We start from the raw sequence: 17,357 nt of genomic DNA on the forward strand, positions 1-17,357 counted from the left end.
CTATCAACGCACTGTAGATTACTGAACTTGTCGAAGTATCTTGGTTCTTTTATCGAACCATTGTGATTTAGAACAAAGACAGCACTTGTTTTCTGCTTTTCTCATCTAAAAAAACATAGACAACGTTAGTTATAAAGTGACTTATCAAAACGGCGATTGCTGCCCCGGTGGCGTGCCACATCGGAATTAATAAATAGCACAAAATGACGTTTGAAACACAGCCAAGCATAAAGCGATACACGTTTTTTTGTAGATCGTTGGTGTTGACTAAGTGTTTTTCGTAAATCATGCCTATAAAAATAAAAAGTGGCGCCCAGCAGAAAATTAATAATGGGGTTTTAGCTTCAGCATAAGAGTTCGTGAAAAAAGCATCTAAAATAGCAGCGCCAAAAAGTGTATAAAAACCACCAATTCCTAAGCCCAAAACCAGCATCATTTTAAAAAGTGCTTTTATTTTCTTCTGATAGAGGATGCTGTCCTCTTGAAAGGATTCTGCTAAGGATGGATACAAGGCATTGATGATAGAAAATCCGATATTCCAGCTCAAAACGATGACTAAAAACTGTACCGTAGCAAAAATGCCGTTAGCATGATCGCCATGGAAATATTTGAGAAACAATTCGTCAATTGTAATGTAAAACATGATTAGCCCATTGGAAATGATCAACGGAAAAGACATTTTTAATAATGATTTACCCAACGTCCAAGAAAACGTCCATTGCTTAAATACAAGTAGTTTTTTATGCCTTAGAATGATGGTGTAAATAAGTCCTTGAATAAAGAAATCGAGCACAATAAGTTTGGCGAAATAATACACGTCCAGCTGATTTCTGACACCATAGTATTGTAAAGCCACGATAATCCCTAAACTCGTTATTTTGCTTATGAAAATAATTTTCGTCCATTTTTTTGCGAGTAAATAATATTCAAAAACATCAGTCAGTTTAAATAAATAACTACACGCGATAATAAGGTACAAGGATTCTAAAGGACTGTTTTTAGTTAGACTAAAATAGAGAATAAGTCCTATAAAAATAACAATCCAACTGATGAATCTGAGATAGAACGCTGTCGCCAAAATAAGATGAGCGCGTTTTGGATTGAAAATAATTTCCCGAATACATATCGCAGACAAGCCGAGGAAAAATAGGGGCGTGAACATCTCTAAAACCGATTCGACAAATTTAAGTTTTCCGATATCTACCGTGCCTAGCGAGCTAAAAATTTGAGGAACTATAAAAACCCCAGTAACAAGTTGAATGATTTTTTCGAGCGTAAACCACTTGGTCGCTATAAAATCTTTTTTACTAAAAACCGCTGTCATGAACTGGATTTGGGTCCTCAAATATATAAAAACTGATTCCCTTTAACTGTTTGAAAGTAAATTATTACATTCGTTTTTATAAATAGTCCTATGACCCCAGAGTTTCTTCGTCGTTATTACATTTTACGTGTTATTTCAAATTCTAAAGTGTATGGGATTGAAAAAAACGGATTTGTCCCACTTACCGATTTGCAAAATGCATTGGATCAATTGCGTGTCGATAATATTGATGATCCGCTTTACGACAAATTAAATCAATATGGACAAAAGACCATTAAGCGCGATCTCGACAAAATAAAATCCTATTATCAAACTGTTATTTTGCACAAACGTAATTACGGGTATTATATTGAAGGTTATGAGGTAAGTGAAGCTTTAAAGGAAGTTTATGAAAAAACAGAAATCTATTTGCTGCACCATCATGCACATACGTGGAAGACCCATGTGACGACCTCACGGACGTCTTTAAGTTCCCAAATTGATTTAGTGCCGCTCATCCATGCCATAGAGCAACAGGTTTTAATCGAATTGGAATATCAAGGTTGGTATGATGATAATGATTTTCAAACTATTTCTGGCTTCTTTCAACCGTTGCATCTCAAAGAAATTAACAAAGCTTGGTATTTAATGGCTCATAATCAGCACTATGGTATTTATGCTTTCTGTTTGGACGATCGAATTAAATCTTTTAAAATTCACAAGCAGCAAGTCAAGCAGCCTATAGCTTTTAATTCCTTTGAATATTTTAAAAACGCCATTGGTATCCTAAAAGCAGGTATGGCACCCGAATGGATCCATATTCAAGTGGCGAACCACCATTTTAAGTATTTAACCAATAATCCCTTACATCACTCGCAGCAGATTGTAGCATTTCCTAAAGAAGCCAATACCCCTGAATTAAATTATAGTAATCCAGATATGTGGGGCGAAATTAAAGTGCACATCGAACCTAATTATGAGTTTTTAATGGAGATTTTGAAATACAATCTTTGGGTCAGAGTGGTCAGTCCACTGCACGTTAAAGACTATGTGAAACAGCATTTGAGTTGTGTTGTGGAGTATTATAAATAGGGGTTTCCAATTTAATTACACAGAGATACACTGAGGTTTCACGGAGATACACTGATAATTTTGAGAATGGTGTTGCTAATAATGCCCTATACCGAATCCTTTTTTAAACATGTTTTCAGTCTGCACTTTCAGTTTTAAATTCAACTTCAGTTTCAACTTCTACCCCCTCATTCCTACTGCCTGTTTTCCTCTATATTCTTTGTTCTTTCACTTGTCTTGATTTTTAAACACGAAAGTAATTTCTTCACTTTCCAACATTCCCAGTATATGGGAAAACCATCTCCTATTATTGCATTATAAAAGTAAAAGATTTTCAAACGGACATGTACTGTCTGTTTAGACGATAGTTTTGAAATTTAAATTAATGCCAGGGAGAAGGTTTTTGAGGAGAATTAGGAATAGTCTCCATTTAATTAATTGGCTTTGTCAACATTTGAATTTAAAACAAAAGAAAGTATGAATGCTAATGCGGAATAGAACGTTAGCATAAATGCTTCCGAGAAACCAAGTTGAGAAACATTTAAATATCAAAATAAACAATTTTAACCTCTTAAAATATTTTGTAATGACAGCAGTATATATAATCGGAATTGTAATCGGAATCATTTTATTCTTTGTATTAGGATATTATTTATGGTCCACTGCAATTGATAAATATGACTATAACATATTTAATTTGGGAGTGATAATTAGAGGACTACTTGCAATAGGTTGTCTTTGGTTTGCGATGGTTATGGTTGATGCCGGCGATGGCTCAACAACTGTTTGGTTTATTGTTTCGGGTGTTTTATGGTTATGGACTTTTTTAGCTACTGCATTCAGAACCAGTATTTTTATTGCGTTTTTTTCATTAGTGTATCAGCTATTTGCAGTATTGTTAATTAGATCGGCTATAAATAAAATTTTGAAATAATTGGAGTGGATAATAAAAACTATTGTGTTCCGATTAAAACGATGCACTTCGGGTAACCATAGATAAGTAAGGGTCTTTCAGGGATTGGTCTGCCCGTCTATTCAGGTGGATCAACAATGTCCTTTCCTTTATTAGAAACACCAATAAAACATGTTAATCCAGATTAAACTCCGATTTTAGATTGCGTGTTTTCAATACTGAGCAGTCCAAGTTCTGATAGATCGGGGCGCTCTTGAACCTTTTTTCGGACAATAGTGAAAACAATTCAAATCATTTTTTCATATCCTAACATTCCCAGTATTTGGGAAAAGGTTCATCTATTATTGCATTATAAAAGTAAAAGATTTTCAAACGGTCATATTTTGTCTGTTTGGAAAATAGCTTTGACTCTTTGAATAAAAATACTAACCCAAATACTAAACCTATGGCAACCTACAAATGTCAACACTGTGGCGTCATCAAAAATGACACTCTAAATTCTCAATTAAACACGAGTATTACCTGTACTGCTTCAATCGCTAATACTGAAGTGGTGTTTCATGGTTGGGCGAAGGTTTCCGAGGAGGATTTGGTGTGTGACTAGGGCGTATAGACTTTTTTTATGCTGTCATGCGGTTTCCCGCAAAGAGGAGTGGTGGGTTTGATATAGGTTTGAAAGATTTAAAATTATGGCAACATTTGAAATTAAAACGAAGCGCGCAATGAACGTGCAAAGCGAATATGTCGATGCAGGTTTGTCGGTACAGGTAAGCAGTATGTTTTCTAATTCTTTTGATGAGGTGGATAAAATACTTAAAGCATTTATGAGGGTGCATGGCATTGACTTGAAACCTGAGGGGTATTTGAAGTTTGGGGTGGTTGGAGTCTAGCGAATTGTAAGTTATTTCTGAATAAATAAATAAATAAATATAAAATCGAAAATAATGGCAACCTATAAATGCAGAACATGCGGCATCACTAAAAACGATACCTTATTATCCAAAATGAGTACACCAATAAAATGCAAGCAAGCAAACTCCAGTGCGACACTTTCGCATCATTCTTGGAGTCAAATTTCTAAAGAAGATTTATAACTATGGCAACATTTGAAGTAAAAACTAAACAGGCTATGAACGTGCAAGGCGAGTATGTCGATGCAGGTTTATCGGTACAGATAAGCTCCATGTTTGCTAACCCTTTTGATGAAGTGGATAAAATACATAGGGCATTTTTAAGAGTGCATGGCATTAACTTGAAACCTGAAGGGTATTTGAGTATGGGGTGGTTGGAGTATAAATTGATTTAGTTTTAATGAACCACGGATTCATAAAAAGAATTTAAATCCGAAAGTTAAGTTTAGTGGGATGTTTTTAGATGTGTCAAAATTAAAACACACTTTATGATTATTAATTTTAAAAATTATTATGAAAGAAATTGAATTGGCAATTAGATTTTCTAGCAACTATTCTAACGAAGAGATTGCTGCGTCAATAGGTAAAATTGCAAGAGAAAATTTTGCAATTAAGCATCCTTCGACCAATAAACCACAACGCATTTCTAGGCGTCAGTTAGTAAGCTTGCTAAATAAAAGGCATAGAAACTTAAATCTAGCTGATACAGTGGAGGTTAATGAGTTAGTTAGGTTGAGTTTTGAAATGAATTCAAGCGTCGTTAGGGAGGCAATTGTTGAGACCATAAAAGAGAATATAGGAAATGATTCTGTTTATAATCCTAAACGAATTTTCCCTTCTAACCACGTTTCTCAGTTTTCTGAAAAAGAGAAAGATGGTTTAATTGCTAAATGTAATTTACTAAAATCTAATGCTACTGAGATAGATAGTGAAGAGTCTAAAGCTAAAATTGAGACAACCCTTGTAAATACTCAGAAATTGGAGTTCAAGAAAGAATTTCTTGGTATTGGTAATGCAGATAGCGCTAAAACATACGCGAAAAATGTTCTGTCAGGCTATGAATCGATGATAGGAGAATACGATAAGATAAAAAACATTAATTTAGATTTGATCAATGATTTTCTTATTTTACGTAATGAACTTAAAAGCGAAAGAGATGACGTTGTACAGCTATTGATTGATTTAATAGGTGCTCGTGCAAAACAACAATATCCTGAACTCTTTGATTTTACTCAAATAGAATGGTTAGATTTCGAAAACTCTTGGAACAAGCTCAATTTAAGTTATAATAAAATAAATCAACAGCATCAAGAGTTTTTGAACACAGTTGATGTAGCTTTAAATGATTTCGGTAATTCTATATCAACTCAGTCTAGAGCCGCTTGGAACAACATAAGTGCTACCTCTAAAAAAAGAGATTTAAATCAAGGCGATCTGCTTAATGCAGGAGTTCAAATAGCATTTGCTGCAGGTGCTTCTGCTATAACAGGAGCTCTTAATTCTCGAAATAAATCCAAAGAAGTAGTTGCTCTAATTCAGCGTGATGTTGAAATTCTTAAGCTCGAAATGTGTGAGGATAATGAATTGATTATAGCGGACATTTTTAGACTAGGAAAAATATATTCTAAATTATCACACTCAATTTTACCAAATTACAGCAGTTTTATTAAAAGTAATTCAGAACTCATATTGTCTGATTTAAAGCCATTATATGACAACATTATGCGAAATCCGACTCTTAATAAAGCTAAGCAAGAAAATAACGTCATGGTTAAAAGGCAAAGGTTCTTGGGTCAAAAGATTATTGATTTCAACAACAATATAGAATATTCAAAAGAAGAAGAAATTCGACTTGGTAAAATACTGGCAATTAAAAAAGAAGAGTATAACATAGCTCTTTCTTTAAAGCCTGATAAACCTTTCGTATTAGTTGATCTATTTACATTCGGAAGAGCTACGAATATTTATCTTGTGACTCTGCAGGAATGGGGGACTTACTGTAAACCTGTGATTGATGATTATCAGTATTTGCAAGGAGAAAAAAGAGGGGAGACAATCAAGCGTAAAGTAATAAAAGAAGCAATTTCTGAATGTGAAGAAGAGTTAAGCTCAATAAATCTTAAAATTAGCTCAAATTCGGAGATCATTATGAACGAGTTTAACAAGCATCCAAATTCAAAAAATGAAATTGTTCAACTCATTACGGTAGTTAAAAAAATAATTAATGCAAGTAGGAATGTTTTAGAAATTGAATTGGAGCAGGAATTACAGGAAAAGGCTGTTGTATGGAACTAAGAATTAATAAAATAAAAGAGGTTGGAGAAGAAGTGAAAGCCATTTTGAATGATGTTGAAATTAGAGCAGTATTATCTAAAAGTGTTATATCTGCCTATAGTGATTTTGAATCAGAATATGAAAATGGTTATTTACATAAAGTCTCATCTAAATTAGAAAATGCCTTAAATGTATATCTAGACGAGAGTTTAGATGCAGAAACAAAGTTAGTTTCAAAGATAGAATCGTATTTATCAAATCTTCCTTTACCTAAAGGTATTGATGTGGATAGAGCAGCTAATTTTAAAAATGATTTAGCAAAATTAGGTTTGGAGACTCTGCGGGTAGAGTTAAAGGTTTTTAATATCAATCAAGAAATTAGATCCATTAAAAGTAAAAATCAACTCGACGAGAAGCAGTTAGCTAATAAAATTTTAAATTATGCAGAAGATTTAAAAAGAAATATTGAATTTAATAAGACAAATCACGAAGATGTTAAAATTGCTTTGTCAAACAACAGTTTAGAAGGGCTTGACAAGGCCGCTAAAATCATTAACCCTAATGCCAAAAACTATAACGAAAATCTAGATCAAGAAATTGAGGATTTTCTGAATGGAGGCGACTTAATATTATAAATTATGAGTGAAGTAAATTTTGGATTAACAATGAAAACTGCTTGGAAAGGTTTTCTATTAGGTAAAGATTACACTGATTATAGACGATTTGAAAAAGTCCATCATAGTTTTGAAGACATAAGGGTTCGTCTTTACAAATACAATTATAGATTATTTGTGTTATTGGTATTTGCTGGCTTTTTCTTTTCTATGAGCTTCAAAATTTTAATTTTTAGCTTGCTATGGTATAAGCCTGTTTGTCACGCTCTCCATTTAAAAAATAGAGTTAAACGCTTCAATATAGAAAAGTTTAAAAGTTATAAAGGTTTAGAATAACTAATATGTGCAAATCAATTAAAAAAACAATATTTTTTATAAGTATACCTCTAGTACTTTCGTCTTGCTTAGATCATTTGCTTGAACCAAATAAAGTTGAAAGCAATGTCGTAAGTGCTGATGATAAAAATAATAAAAAGTCAATTGAAGTTGACGACAGGACTGTTCCGGTAGAGAAAAATAGTTTTGGTAGATACCCAATTACCTCACAAAGATTGCTTACGTCTCACGAATTACAAAACAGTGAGTACTCATCATCTGACTTATCCGTTATGCGTAATGAGATTTTTGCACGGCATGGGTATAAGTTTGTAGCAGGTGGTGAGATGGATCAATATTTTAAAAACCAAAATTGGTATCAACCGAAGTATAATGATGTTAGTTCTTTATTATCTAAGGTGGAACAACATAATGTTGATCTGATTTTAGAAGTTATTGAGGCTATTAATAATACTGATTCCATTCAAGACGATATTCCTCAATTGGAAGATGAAGCTGGAGGTTACGGAGATGTTTTAGTCGAAAACTTAAGGCTCAGAGATAAACCTGCTCTAGATGGAGGAACTGTTGCATTATTAAAGAAGGGTTCATTTGTTAATGTTAAGGAGGAAAGTACTTTCAGAACAACAATAGAATTAGATGGTCGAGAGATAAATGATGTATGGTTTAAAATTATTTCAGAGGAAGGAGAGATTGGCTGGGTTCATGGCTGTTGTATCGATGTAACATGGCCTTAAAAACCAGTTTTGTTTCGGATCGATCAAACCAAATTTTAAAATCACATTTTTATTTTTGAAAAATCAAACCCCAAAGCATCCAGCTTTGGGGTTTGATAAACTTAAGCTTTAGTAGCCTTCGCTATAGCATAACCAATGCAAGCTACGCCTGCGCCAAGAGCAATCGGTATCGCAAAAGCAATCCCTGCAGAAACAGCGATTAGGGCGCCAACGCCGGCGCCTGCGGCACCAATGGCTGCAACTATTCCTGTTACGGTTGTTTTTTCATCTTTCATAAATGTGTGGTTTTAAAGTTTTCTCTCCTTATTTTTTGATTGGTCTTTGAGATGAAACCAATATGAATTAGACATCTAAAGTCCTCAGTATACCAATGAAAGCCAAAGTGAAACCTACTGTAATAAGTGCGACTGTAATTTCATCTTTGCAGAAATCATCTTCGCCACCTTTATTGTAAGGCATATCATATGGTGATATGTTGCTTAATTGATCCAATTGTGATTTTTTTAAATCCATAAGGCATTGTTTTTTATTGTTTGAAACAAAGTTAATCTGTAGCTTTCCCAGATAATGGGAAAGTAAAAAAATCAATAATTATGAGTAAAGACATTCGGCGGTATTTAGTTTTTTTGGAGCTCTTGTCACAGGATGGTGGCTTGGTAACTTGGGAGCAAATAGAAACTGCGCTGAAAAGGGAAGGCTTAAATTTTTCGACCTCTTCCTTAAATAGAGATTATAAATTTTTGGTTGACCTTGGATTTAAAATTCACAACGTCAAAACCAAAGGTTATAAGTTAGAGGTAGAAAACACAGAAGAATTTTCTTTCTTAACCAATCTCTTCAAACGGATTGCCTTATCAAACTTGCTCAATAAAAGCGTCACTTTAGAGAAAGAGACCCATAAATATCTGTCCTTGGATGAAACCAGTTTGGTTAAGAATTTCCAATATTTTGATGTTATTTTGGAAGCGATAAAAAACCGAAAAGAAATTAGTTTTCAGCACCAGTTTTTATCATACCTATAGAAAAGATCCCAAGACTCATGCTATAAAACCGCATTTACTTAAAGAATATCAAAACAGATGGTATGTCGTAGGAGAAAATGATCAAGGTTTTCGGGTGTTTGGTCTCGATAGACTCGCAGATTTAAAAGTTTTAGATAAGCCATCTTTTAAAAACAAAACGGAAGAAGCTAACAAAAAACTATCTCATACTATTGGTTTAAATTTTAGTGATCATAAACCGACACGCATGGTTCTGCGTTTTCATGCCAGCCAGAAGCCTTATTTGGAATCCTTGAAGCTGCACCGCTCACAAGAAGAGGTCGCCGATGGTTTAGACGGCTTTTACACCATTAAATTATTTGTGAGCTACAATTTTGAGCTGAAGCAGCAATTGTTGAAATATGGAAGCTTGGTGGAGGTTTTAGAGCCTGATTTTGTAAGAAATGATATCATGACGGAATTAGAAAATGCGTTTAAGGCATATAGTCATGGCTTAGTTAAACCAATTCACGGCATAAAGTGACATTCAGCTGTCAAGCAATTTGACGGACTTGACCGTGCAGTGATCTGGTTGGCTTTTTGTAATAAATTGAAAGTATGTTGGAATTGCAGAGGGTAGCCAATTCCATTTCGTTTTTCTATCTGGGTAATTTTTTGGAAATATTTTTCGGCCGAAACCTTCATGCGTCCTGCACGGCAAGTAATATGGAAAGGGGTTTAACACAATTTACAGCCAATGAATAGTACTCTCAAATAGGCGTTAAATGAACATTGGGTCAATTTGTACCACAATAACAACTACTTTTTTGCAGTGTTTATACAGCCATCTATATAACCAGCTTTAGAATAAGTCAAAAACCTAAAGAAGCTCCTCTTTGATGCTTAGAAAGTGGCAGGATAAAGGCAGGATAAAGGCAGGGTAAAGGCACGTTAATGCCATAGATGTTAAATGTAATTTGTGGCTTATAAAGAAGCCTATCAACGCCTATAAATTCTTCCTCTATAGACTGACCAAATTATATGCGTAATTTGTAATTTGTGCTCCTCCCCAACAATATTCCTTGATCCGTTATTTATGAAAATAAAAAAAGGCTCCAACATTTCTGTTGAAGCCTTTCGTACTCAAGGTGGGAATCGAACCCACACGTCTCGCGACATTGGATTTTGAATCCAACGTGTCTACCAATTCCACCACTTGAGCATGTATTCGGTAATAAGACTGCAAAACTATAAAATATTTTTCTACAAACAACTAAAATATCTCACTTTTATACTTTTTCTGTCCAAATAAATGTTTAAATTTGCAGCCTGTTAAATAAAACGAGCATTAATTCGTTATAAAACAATCTTTTACCGATGCCTAACTTTGTTCCAGAAGCCAAAATTTTTGCATGCTCACAGAGCACAGAACTTGCTGAGAAAATAGCAAAGACCTTTGGTGTGTCTTTGGGAAATGTCATTACCTCCACGTATAGTGATGGTGAGTTTCAGCCTTCTTACGAAGAGTCCATCAGAGGGACGCGTATTTTTATCATTGGATCAACACATCCTGGCCCTGAACATTTGATGGAAATGTTATTGATGATTGATGCTGCAAAGCGTGCTTCAGCGAGACATATTACTGCAGTGCTACCTTATTTTGGTTGGGCAAGACAGGATAGAAAAGATAAGCCAAGAGTGCCGATTGCTGCTAAATTAGTAGCGAAAATGCTGGAAGCAGCTGGAGCAACCCGTATTATCACTATGGATTTACATGCGGATCAAATTCAGGGGTTCTTTGAAAAACCAGTAGATCATTTATTTGCATCTACCGTGTTTTTACCTTATTTGAGAAGTTTGAATCTCGAAAACTTGACCATTGCTTCTCCTGATATGGGCGGTTCTAAAAGAGCCTATGCCTATTCAAGAGCTATGGAAAGTGATGTCGTGATTTGCTACAAGCAACGTGAAAAAGCCAATGTCATTTCACATATGGAATTGATTGGCGATGTCAAAGGTAAAAACGTGGTTTTGGTAGATGATATGGTGGATACCGCCGGAACATTGACCGCTGCTGCCGATTTGATGATGGAACGTGGCGCCTTGAGCGTTAGAGCTATTTGTACGCACCCTATTTTATCGGGGAATGCTTATGAACGCTTGGAAAACTCAAAATTGCAAGAACTAATCGTTACCGATTCAATTCCTTTAAAACAAAAAAGCGATAAGATTAGAGTTCTCAGCTGTGCTGAGTTATTTGCTGAGGTAATGCACAACGTACATTACAATAAATCGATCAGCTCTAAGTTTTTAATGTAGTAGTCCCATCCCGACCTTCCCAAAGGAAAGGAGAGAGTGGGATTAACAATAATAAATAATAGTAATAATTAATAAATAATTTTCAAAAATGAAATCAATTACAATCAATGGATCTCCAAGAGAAAGCGTAGGCAAGAAAGCAACAAAAGCCTTACGTAATGCTGGCCAGGTTCCTTGCGTACTATACGGAGGAGACAAAGCAGTGCATTTCTCAGCACCTGAATTGGCTTTTTCTAAACTGGTTTATACGCCAAATGCGCATACAGTTGTGATTGCCTTAGAAAACGGAGCGTCGCTTAATGCAATTATGCAAGACATCCAATTTCACCCAGTAACAGACAGAATCTTACACATAGATTTCTATCAGTTATTTGACGATAAAGAAATTACTATGGAAATCCCTGTTAATTTCATCGGATCTTCTAGAGGAGTATTAAATGGTGGTGTGTTACGTAAAAACCAACGTCACCTTAAAGTAAAAGCAATTCCTGCAAACTTACCTGATTTTATTGAGGTTGATATTACACCTTTAAGAATTGGAAGTAAAATGTATATTACTGAATTGCCTAATCCAGACTTTACATTCTTGCACCCAGACAATACTGTAGTTTGTCAAGTGAGACGTTCTAGAGCAAGTGTTGCTGAATTTGATTCAGAGGAAGAAGAAGAACTAGAAGGAGGAGCGGAAGCAGCTGCAGAAGCAACTTCAGAAGGTCAAGAGTAAATCTTGCTTCACCATATATTTTAAAGCATTCTGTGTATTCAGGATGCTTTTTTTTATTAATGAAACTCAGTTTTGATAAGTTGTAAAGCGACGCAGTCAAAAAAGATAGTTCCACTCATCCGCTTTTTCTTGAAATCTCAACTTTCTAGGTCTAAGGTTTGCACTGGGGTTTAATTCCTTTTATTTTTGCCCTGCACCAAATCATTTGTGAGGATAATTCTTATATTTTCAAAGAAATCATTGTTATTTCGCTTTAAGAAATGCCATAAAATATTTCGTGTATGCTGAGGTTTTTAAACTCTCTTTTTAAATTTTCAAAAAACTCAACGCTGGTTGAAGAAGACATTATGAAAAAATATCTCATTGTAGGTTTAGGTAATATTGGTAGTGAATATGCCAATACCCGACATAATATTGGTTTTAAAATCTTAGATCATTTAGCGAAAAAGGAAGATTTAAGTTTTGAAACCCAGAAACTAGCAGACGTCACGGTCTATAAATTTAAAGGGCGACAGTTTATTTTAATAAAACCCAATACCTATATGAATTTGAGTGGGAAGGCCATCCAATACTGGATGACCAAAGAGAATATTCCTCTCGAAAACTTATTGGTCATTACCGATGATTTTAATTTGCCTTTTGGAACCATTCGTCTAAAAACGAAAGGCAGTGACGGTGGCCACAACGGATTAAAGGATACACAGGATAAATTGCAAACCACCAACTACAATCGTTTCAGATTTGGGATCAGTGACGCTTTTAGTAAGGGCAGGCAAGTAGATTATGTTTTGGGAGAATGGACGCCTGAAGAAGAATCAAAATTGGATGAACGTCTGGATAAATCCATTGAGCTTATAAAATCATTTGGAACGGCGGGTATCAATATTACCATGAATACGTTTAATGGGCAATAACTGGATTTTATCTACCAGTTTTTGATGTGAGATATAATAAGTTGTGGTGCATATTTATTCTATCATAGAATCTAATCGTCTATAATTATTTTAAAAACTTTAATGTTTAAGAAATATTAAAGTCAGTTCTTTGCATACGAACTATACAGATCATGAAACTTCAACTCGTACTAATATTATTGTGCTTTTCAGTCTTTTCAGTTATTTATGCACAAGAAACGGATGCTCCCAAGTTTGGAAACGGGCTCATTAATCTCAAGGGAAAAGATAGTACCTGGGCAATGAAAGTCGGATTTCAACTCCAATTTCAAGGCATGGCACAATGGGAGGAACAGAACAGCAGTTTTTCGGATGTAGAATCTAATTTTTTGATCCGAAGAGCCCGCCTAAAATTGGATGGATTTGCCTACTCGCCCAAATTAACTTATAAAATAGCACTCGGACTTTCTAATAGAGATATGTCTGGAGCTTCCGTATATACCTCCAATGCGCCTCGCTATATTTTGGATGCGGTCATGAAATGGAATTTTTATGACAACTTCGAATTGTGGTTTGGTCAAACTAAACTTCCAGGCAATAGGGAGCATGTCATTTCATCAACTAATCTTCAGTTTGTTGATCGCTCACTATTAGATAGTAATTTTACGATTGATAGAGATCTTGGAATTCAATTAAGACATCATTTTAAGTTTTCTGAGAAGTTTATTGTTAAGGAAGCTTTTGCTTTATCTCAAGGTGAAGGCCGAAATGTTACAACTGGTAATCTCGGCGGTTTTCAATATACCTCTCAACTTGAAGTGCTTCCATTTGGTGAATTTACTAAAAAAGGTGATTATGTTGGTGGTGATGTCTATAGAGAAAGCACTCCAAAGCTGGCTTTAGCTATTAGTTATGACTTCAATAACGATGCGGTTAAAACGCGGAGTAATCAAGGTGCTTATATGGTTACGGATACCGGTCTTCATAAAAGTAATATTTCTACTTTGGTCGTGGATGCCATGTTTAAGTACCAAGGACTCTCTTTTATGAGCGAATATGCTCACAGAACCGCTTCTGATCCATTCGCTAAAAATTCTGATGGTTCGCTTACAGGAGATGAGGTTAATATAGGAAAAGGGCTGAATCTTCAGGCAGGTTACCTATTTGTAAACAATTGGGAAGTTTCAGCAAGATTTACCAACATCGCATTTGACCAAGTTATTACGGGAAGAGATCTTGAAAACCAGTACACCTTAGGGGTTTCGAGATATATTTTAGGCCATAAATTGAAAGTTCAAACCGATATGAGCTATTTAGCGATGAATACATCAAGCGATCAACTCATGTGGCGACTGCAATTTGCCATCGATTTTTAAAAAATTAACATTGAGGTAACATTGCTCTTGAAAACTGTAAGGATATTTGCAAACTAGTTTAAACTAACTTATGGATAATATTTATTTTTACATGATGATTGCCTTGGCCATTTTAGCGGTTGCTGATTTGGTGGTTGGGGTGAGCAATGATGCGGTAAACTTTTTGAATTCAGCCATGGGTTCAAAAGCGGTTTCATACCGAACGTTGATGATTGTGGCCAGTTTTGGAATTGGAATTGGCGCGATATTTTCGAGTGGCATGATGGAAATTGCTCGTAATGGTATTTTTCTTCCTGAACATTTTATGTTCAATGAAATCATGATTATTTTTATGGCGGTCATGATTACAGATATCTTACTGTTGGATCTCTTTAACACCATTGGACTGCCAACTTCTACCACGGTTTCTATTGTCTTCGAATTACTTGGAGCGGCTGTTGCGATGACCCTGATTAAACTCAGTCATAATGGCGATAGTTATTCAGCGGTATTCGACTATATCAATACAGACAAAGTATCGGAAATCATGTTTGGAATATTACTTTCTGTGGTTATAGCGTTCTCTATTGGGGCACTTGTGCAATGGGTTGCAAGGTTATTGCTTTCTTACGATTTTGAAAAAAAAGCCAATTGGGTAGGTGCTTTATTTGGTGGTTTCGCTTTGACATCCATGACTTATTTCATCTTTCTAAAAGGTATTGGTGGCACTAGCTTTGCTGATCAAACTTTCGATATTTTTGGAGGGACGACCATAAAGGTGTTTTTAGAGGGTCAAGCAGAGTATATCATAGTAATCAGCTTCGTTTTTTGGACGATATTGTCGTACGCTGCAATGGAGTTTTTGAAGACGAATATTTATAAATTAGTTATTTTGGTTGGTACTTTTGCATTGGCCTTAGCTTTTGCAGGAAATGATTTAGTTAACTTTATTGGGCCTTCTATGGCTGCATTTCAGGCCTATTCTGATTTTATGAGTCCGGCGGTGAATACGCTGGGGCTTTCTGCTTCAGAATTTTCGATGACAAGCTTGGGTAAATCAGCTTCAACGCCTACATTATTTTTGTTCATAGCAGGTGTTGTGATGATATTGACGCTTTGGTTTTCTGCGAAAGCTAAAAATGTGATGAAAACAGAAATCGATCTTTCGAGCCAAGGAGATACTAAAGAACGCTTTGAGCCTAACTTTTTGTCAAGAACTTTCGTTAGGCTAGCAATCGGAGTGTCGCAAGCAGCCTCCTATGTGTTACCAAAGTCATGGGAAGAGAAGATTGATAAACGATTTGAGATCCCTGTAATTCAATTGCCGAGAGATAAAGTACACGAATTGCCATCTTTTGACTTGGTAAGAGCCGCTGTAAATCTTATGGTTGCCGGTGTATTGATTGCTGTTGCAACGTCTTGGAAATTGCCGTTGTCCACAACATACGTAACATTCATGGTCGCGATGGGGTCATCATTAGCGGATAGGGCTTGGGGAGCAGAAAGTGCTGTTTATAGAGTTGCGGGTGTGCTCAATGTTATTGGTGGTTGGTTTTTCACCGCATTCAGTGCATTTTTGGCAGCAGCATTAGTGGCTTATTTGCTGAATTTGAATATCACGGTCATGTTCCCGATTTTATTAGTAGTAGCTTTAGGTTTACTCATCAGAAGTTCCATTTCCTTTAACGAAAAAGTGAAGGAGAACAAAGCTGAAGATCGTTTGAATAAAACAGAAAGCAGCTCTGTACAAGGCGTGATTCATGAAAGTGCAAAAAATATTTCCAATGTCATTAAACGCGGTAACAGAATTTACACTAACTCTATTAATGGGTTGGCTCTGCAAGACCTTTCGTTATTAAAGAAGAATAAGAGGCAGGTTAAGAAACTATCGGATGAAGTTGACGAATTGCGTGACAATATCTTTTACTTTATCAAGAATTTAGATGATTCGAGTGTTAGCGCCAGTAACTTTTATATCAATATTTTAGGGTATTTGCAGGATATGACGCAGTCTTTAGAATACATTTCTAAAGTAAGCCATAAACACGTCCACAACAACCATAAAAAATTAAAGTTTAGTCAAATAAAGGAGCTAAAGGAAGTCGACGCGCGTTTTGAGCGTTTCTTTGAAAACACAAAAAATGCCTTTGAATCCCTGTCCTTTGACGAGATTGGTATCATTTTAGGTAGAAAAGCGGAAATTATAAGCCTTGTTACGGATAAAATCCAAAAACAAGTGGAGCGTACACGTTCAGAGGAATCGAGTCCTAAAAACACTACGCTATATTTTGGAATCTTACTAGAAACCAAAGATTTGTTAACCGCTACCATGAATTTATTGGAAGAGTATCATAAGGCCCATGACAGTTCGGTAAGGCCTGCACAGGCTCCGGATAAGCCTAAGAAGTAGGTTGCTTTTAACTTTTATAAACCCAAACACCCTTAGTTGACTTTTTGTCCGCTAAGGGTGTTTTTTTTATTGGATGGTTCTGTCGGTAATTTAGACAGGCTCAATGTTCGAGGAGGAGAAGACGAATCTGTAACTAAACCTTAAAATATATCTAAACCATAAACTTCCTTCCCTTATTTCAAGGGAAGGTCGATTTAAGCCCAGAAAAAGGCTTAAAGACGGAAGGGTTATTAATCACAAAACCTCTCAGGTTCTAAATACCCGAGAGGTGTGATAATTTAAAATCAAACTGAAAACCATTTCATCTTCTGCTTATATGTTGAAGCAGAGGTCATTCCTCCTTTAGAATGAGGGGAAATTAGATTTTAACTCAACAAGAAGCATAATGATCAAAGTGGGTATGAATCATAAGCCCAAAAGGCAAACAAATCATTTAATTTTAAATAAGGATTACTAAGTCAAGAATTCTAAGTCAAAATAGGATAAACTACGCTTAGAAGAAGCAAATCAGATTATG

General features: G+C 35.4%; 20 protein-coding genes, 1 tRNA gene and 1 pseudogene. 18 read left to right on the top strand and 4 right to left on the bottom strand.

Going from position 1 to position 17,357, the window contains the following annotated elements; translation table 11 throughout:
* Window positions 1–67: 67 nt before the first annotated feature.
* Window positions 68–1,324 (bottom strand): flippase, encoded by a 1,257-nt coding sequence (locus ACOH2D_RS01670; RefSeq protein WP_449534190.1) that lies wholly within the window; start codon window positions 1,322–1,324, stop codon window positions 68–70.
* Between the two features lie 90 nt (window positions 1,325–1,414).
* On the opposite strand from ACOH2D_RS01670, the gene ACOH2D_RS01675 reads away from it, so the two are divergent.
* The 10 genes from ACOH2D_RS01675 (at window position 1,415) to ACOH2D_RS01720 (ending at window position 8,159) form a co-directional block, all read left to right on the top strand.
* Window positions 1,415–2,395 (top strand): helix-turn-helix transcriptional regulator, encoded by a 981-nt coding sequence (locus ACOH2D_RS01675; protein WP_449534191.1) that lies wholly within the window; start codon window positions 1,415–1,417, stop codon window positions 2,393–2,395.
* Window positions 2,396–2,960: 565 nt separating this feature from the next.
* Window positions 2,961–3,308: a hypothetical protein gene (locus tag ACOH2D_RS01680; protein ID WP_449534192.1), complete on the top strand. Its 348-nt coding sequence runs from the start codon at window positions 2,961–2,963 to the stop codon at window positions 3,306–3,308.
* A gap of 424 nt (window positions 3,309–3,732) precedes the next feature.
* Window positions 3,733–3,891 carry a hypothetical protein gene (locus tag ACOH2D_RS01685; protein ID WP_449534193.1) on the top strand — a complete coding sequence of 53 codons (159 nt, stop codon included), beginning with the start codon at window positions 3,733–3,735 and terminating at the stop codon, window positions 3,889–3,891.
* 85 nt (window positions 3,892–3,976) lie between these two features.
* Window positions 3,977–4,177, top strand: coding sequence for a DUF6140 family protein (locus ACOH2D_RS01690; RefSeq protein WP_449534194.1), 201 nt, complete (start codon window positions 3,977–3,979; stop codon window positions 4,175–4,177).
* A gap of 54 nt (window positions 4,178–4,231) precedes the next feature.
* The gene (locus ACOH2D_RS01695) at window positions 4,232–4,381 is read left to right on the top strand and encodes a hypothetical protein (protein ID WP_449534195.1); all 150 of its coding nucleotides are present in this window, start codon (window positions 4,232–4,234) and stop codon (window positions 4,379–4,381) included.
* A 2-nt stretch (window positions 4,382–4,383) separates the two neighbouring features.
* Complete coding sequence (locus tag ACOH2D_RS01700; protein WP_449534196.1) at window positions 4,384–4,593, top strand: DUF6140 family protein; 210 nt, start codon at window positions 4,384–4,386, stop codon at window positions 4,591–4,593.
* A 118-nt stretch (window positions 4,594–4,711) separates the two neighbouring features.
* Complete coding sequence (locus ACOH2D_RS01705) at window positions 4,712–6,493, top strand: hypothetical protein (protein ID WP_449534197.1); 1,782 nt, start codon at window positions 4,712–4,714, stop codon at window positions 6,491–6,493.
* Window positions 6,484–7,107, top strand: a complete 624-nt coding sequence (locus ACOH2D_RS01710; RefSeq protein ID WP_449534198.1) for a hypothetical protein — start codon at window positions 6,484–6,486, stop codon at window positions 7,105–7,107. The genes ACOH2D_RS01705 and ACOH2D_RS01710 overlap by 10 nt, the downstream gene beginning before the upstream one ends.
* A 3-nt stretch (window positions 7,108–7,110) precedes the next feature.
* Window positions 7,111–7,422 (top strand): hypothetical protein, encoded by a 312-nt coding sequence (locus tag ACOH2D_RS01715; RefSeq protein WP_449534199.1) that lies wholly within the window; start codon window positions 7,111–7,113, stop codon window positions 7,420–7,422.
* A gap of 5 nt (window positions 7,423–7,427) precedes the next feature.
* Complete coding sequence (locus ACOH2D_RS01720; protein WP_449534200.1) at window positions 7,428–8,159, top strand: YARHG domain-containing protein; 732 nt, start codon at window positions 7,428–7,430, stop codon at window positions 8,157–8,159.
* A gap of 101 nt (window positions 8,160–8,260) precedes the next feature.
* On the opposite strand, the gene ACOH2D_RS01725 is transcribed toward ACOH2D_RS01720, so the two are convergent.
* Together ACOH2D_RS01725 and ACOH2D_RS01730 are read right to left on the bottom strand one after the other, a co-directional pair.
* Window positions 8,261–8,434 carry a hypothetical protein gene (locus ACOH2D_RS01725; RefSeq protein ID WP_449534201.1) on the bottom strand — a complete coding sequence of 58 codons (174 nt, stop codon included), beginning with the start codon at window positions 8,432–8,434 and terminating at the stop codon, window positions 8,261–8,263.
* Window positions 8,435–8,501: 67 nt separating this feature from the next.
* A complete protein-coding gene (locus tag ACOH2D_RS01730; RefSeq protein WP_449534202.1) occupies window positions 8,502–8,672 on the bottom strand; it encodes a hypothetical protein in 171 nt (56 codons plus the stop codon).
* An 80-nt stretch (window positions 8,673–8,752) separates the two neighbouring features.
* Between ACOH2D_RS01730 and ACOH2D_RS01735 the strand changes: the two genes are divergently transcribed.
* The 3 genes and pseudogenes from ACOH2D_RS01735 to ACOH2D_RS01745 all read left to right on the top strand — a co-directional run bounded on the left by ACOH2D_RS01735 (window position 8,753) and on the right by ACOH2D_RS01745 (window position 9,683).
* Window positions 8,753–9,181, top strand: coding sequence for a hypothetical protein (locus tag ACOH2D_RS01735; RefSeq protein WP_449534203.1), 429 nt, complete (start codon window positions 8,753–8,755; stop codon window positions 9,179–9,181).
* Window positions 9,182–9,203: 22 nt separating this feature from the next.
* A pseudogene (locus tag ACOH2D_RS01740) lies at window positions 9,204–9,251 on the top strand (hypothetical protein); the annotation flags it as partial.
* A gap of 24 nt (window positions 9,252–9,275) precedes the next feature.
* Window positions 9,276–9,683: a helix-turn-helix transcriptional regulator gene (locus tag ACOH2D_RS01745; protein ID WP_449534204.1), complete on the top strand. Its 408-nt coding sequence runs from the start codon at window positions 9,276–9,278 to the stop codon at window positions 9,681–9,683.
* 596 nt (window positions 9,684–10,279) lie between these two features.
* On the opposite strand, the gene ACOH2D_RS01750 is transcribed toward ACOH2D_RS01745, so the two are convergent.
* Window positions 10,280–10,361: transfer RNA gene (locus tag ACOH2D_RS01750), tRNA-Leu, on the bottom strand.
* Window positions 10,362–10,516: 155 nt separating this feature from the next.
* Here ACOH2D_RS01750 and ACOH2D_RS01755 point away from each other — a divergent pair.
* From ACOH2D_RS01755 to ACOH2D_RS01775, 5 genes are all read left to right on the top strand, one after another.
* Window positions 10,517–11,458 carry a ribose-phosphate pyrophosphokinase gene (locus tag ACOH2D_RS01755; RefSeq protein ID WP_348035967.1) on the top strand — a complete coding sequence of 314 codons (942 nt, stop codon included), beginning with the start codon at window positions 10,517–10,519 and terminating at the stop codon, window positions 11,456–11,458.
* 88 nt (window positions 11,459–11,546) lie between these two features.
* Entirely contained in the window at window positions 11,547–12,182 is a 636-nt protein-coding gene (locus ACOH2D_RS01760) for a 50S ribosomal protein L25/general stress protein Ctc (RefSeq protein WP_348035966.1), read from the top strand.
* 281 nt (window positions 12,183–12,463) lie between these two features.
* Complete coding sequence (gene pth / locus ACOH2D_RS01765) at window positions 12,464–13,096, top strand: aminoacyl-tRNA hydrolase (RefSeq protein WP_449534205.1); 633 nt, start codon at window positions 12,464–12,466, stop codon at window positions 13,094–13,096.
* A 152-nt stretch (window positions 13,097–13,248) separates the two neighbouring features.
* Window positions 13,249–14,451 (top strand): porin, encoded by a 1,203-nt coding sequence (locus ACOH2D_RS01770; protein ID WP_449534206.1) that lies wholly within the window; start codon window positions 13,249–13,251, stop codon window positions 14,449–14,451.
* Between the two features lie 70 nt (window positions 14,452–14,521).
* Window positions 14,522–16,840 carry an inorganic phosphate transporter gene (locus ACOH2D_RS01775; protein WP_449534207.1) on the top strand — a complete coding sequence of 773 codons (2,319 nt, stop codon included), beginning with the start codon at window positions 14,522–14,524 and terminating at the stop codon, window positions 16,838–16,840.
* Window positions 16,841–17,357 lie beyond the last annotated feature (517 nt).

It is taken from the genome of Gelidibacter sp. (assembly GCF_053579655.1).

Excerpts from the sequence above, each read along its gene's own strand:
- ACOH2D_RS01670 (WP_449534190.1), bottom strand. The coding sequence starts at position 1,324 with ATGACAGCGGTTTTTAGTAAAAAAGATTTTATAGCGACCAAGTGGTTT.
- ACOH2D_RS01675 (WP_449534191.1), top strand. The coding sequence starts at position 1,415 with ATGACCCCAGAGTTTCTTCGTCGTTATTACATTTTACGTGTTATTTCA.
- ACOH2D_RS01680 (WP_449534192.1), top strand. The coding sequence starts at position 2,961 with ATGACAGCAGTATATATAATCGGAATTGTAATCGGAATCATTTTATTC.
- ACOH2D_RS01685 (WP_449534193.1), top strand. The coding sequence starts at position 3,733 with ATGGCAACCTACAAATGTCAACACTGTGGCGTCATCAAAAATGACACT.
- ACOH2D_RS01690 (WP_449534194.1), top strand. The coding sequence starts at position 3,977 with ATGGCAACATTTGAAATTAAAACGAAGCGCGCAATGAACGTGCAAAGC.
- ACOH2D_RS01695 (WP_449534195.1), top strand. The coding sequence starts at position 4,232 with ATGGCAACCTATAAATGCAGAACATGCGGCATCACTAAAAACGATACC.
- ACOH2D_RS01700 (WP_449534196.1), top strand. The coding sequence starts at position 4,384 with ATGGCAACATTTGAAGTAAAAACTAAACAGGCTATGAACGTGCAAGGC.
- ACOH2D_RS01705 (WP_449534197.1), top strand. The coding sequence starts at position 4,712 with ATGAAAGAAATTGAATTGGCAATTAGATTTTCTAGCAACTATTCTAAC.
- ACOH2D_RS01710 (WP_449534198.1), top strand. The coding sequence starts at position 6,484 with ATGGAACTAAGAATTAATAAAATAAAAGAGGTTGGAGAAGAAGTGAAA.
- ACOH2D_RS01715 (WP_449534199.1), top strand. The coding sequence starts at position 7,111 with ATGAGTGAAGTAAATTTTGGATTAACAATGAAAACTGCTTGGAAAGGT.
- ACOH2D_RS01720 (WP_449534200.1), top strand. The coding sequence starts at position 7,428 with ATGTGCAAATCAATTAAAAAAACAATATTTTTTATAAGTATACCTCTA.
- ACOH2D_RS01725 (WP_449534201.1), bottom strand. The coding sequence starts at position 8,434 with ATGAAAGATGAAAAAACAACCGTAACAGGAATAGTTGCAGCCATTGGT.
- ACOH2D_RS01730 (WP_449534202.1), bottom strand. The coding sequence starts at position 8,672 with ATGGATTTAAAAAAATCACAATTGGATCAATTAAGCAACATATCACCA.
- ACOH2D_RS01735 (WP_449534203.1), top strand. The coding sequence starts at position 8,753 with ATGAGTAAAGACATTCGGCGGTATTTAGTTTTTTTGGAGCTCTTGTCA.
- ACOH2D_RS01755 (WP_348035967.1), top strand. The coding sequence starts at position 10,517 with ATGCCTAACTTTGTTCCAGAAGCCAAAATTTTTGCATGCTCACAGAGC.
- ACOH2D_RS01760 (WP_348035966.1), top strand. The coding sequence starts at position 11,547 with ATGAAATCAATTACAATCAATGGATCTCCAAGAGAAAGCGTAGGCAAG.
- pth (WP_449534205.1), top strand. The coding sequence starts at position 12,464 with ATGCTGAGGTTTTTAAACTCTCTTTTTAAATTTTCAAAAAACTCAACG.
- ACOH2D_RS01770 (WP_449534206.1), top strand. The coding sequence starts at position 13,249 with ATGAAACTTCAACTCGTACTAATATTATTGTGCTTTTCAGTCTTTTCA.
- ACOH2D_RS01775 (WP_449534207.1), top strand. The coding sequence starts at position 14,522 with ATGGATAATATTTATTTTTACATGATGATTGCCTTGGCCATTTTAGCG.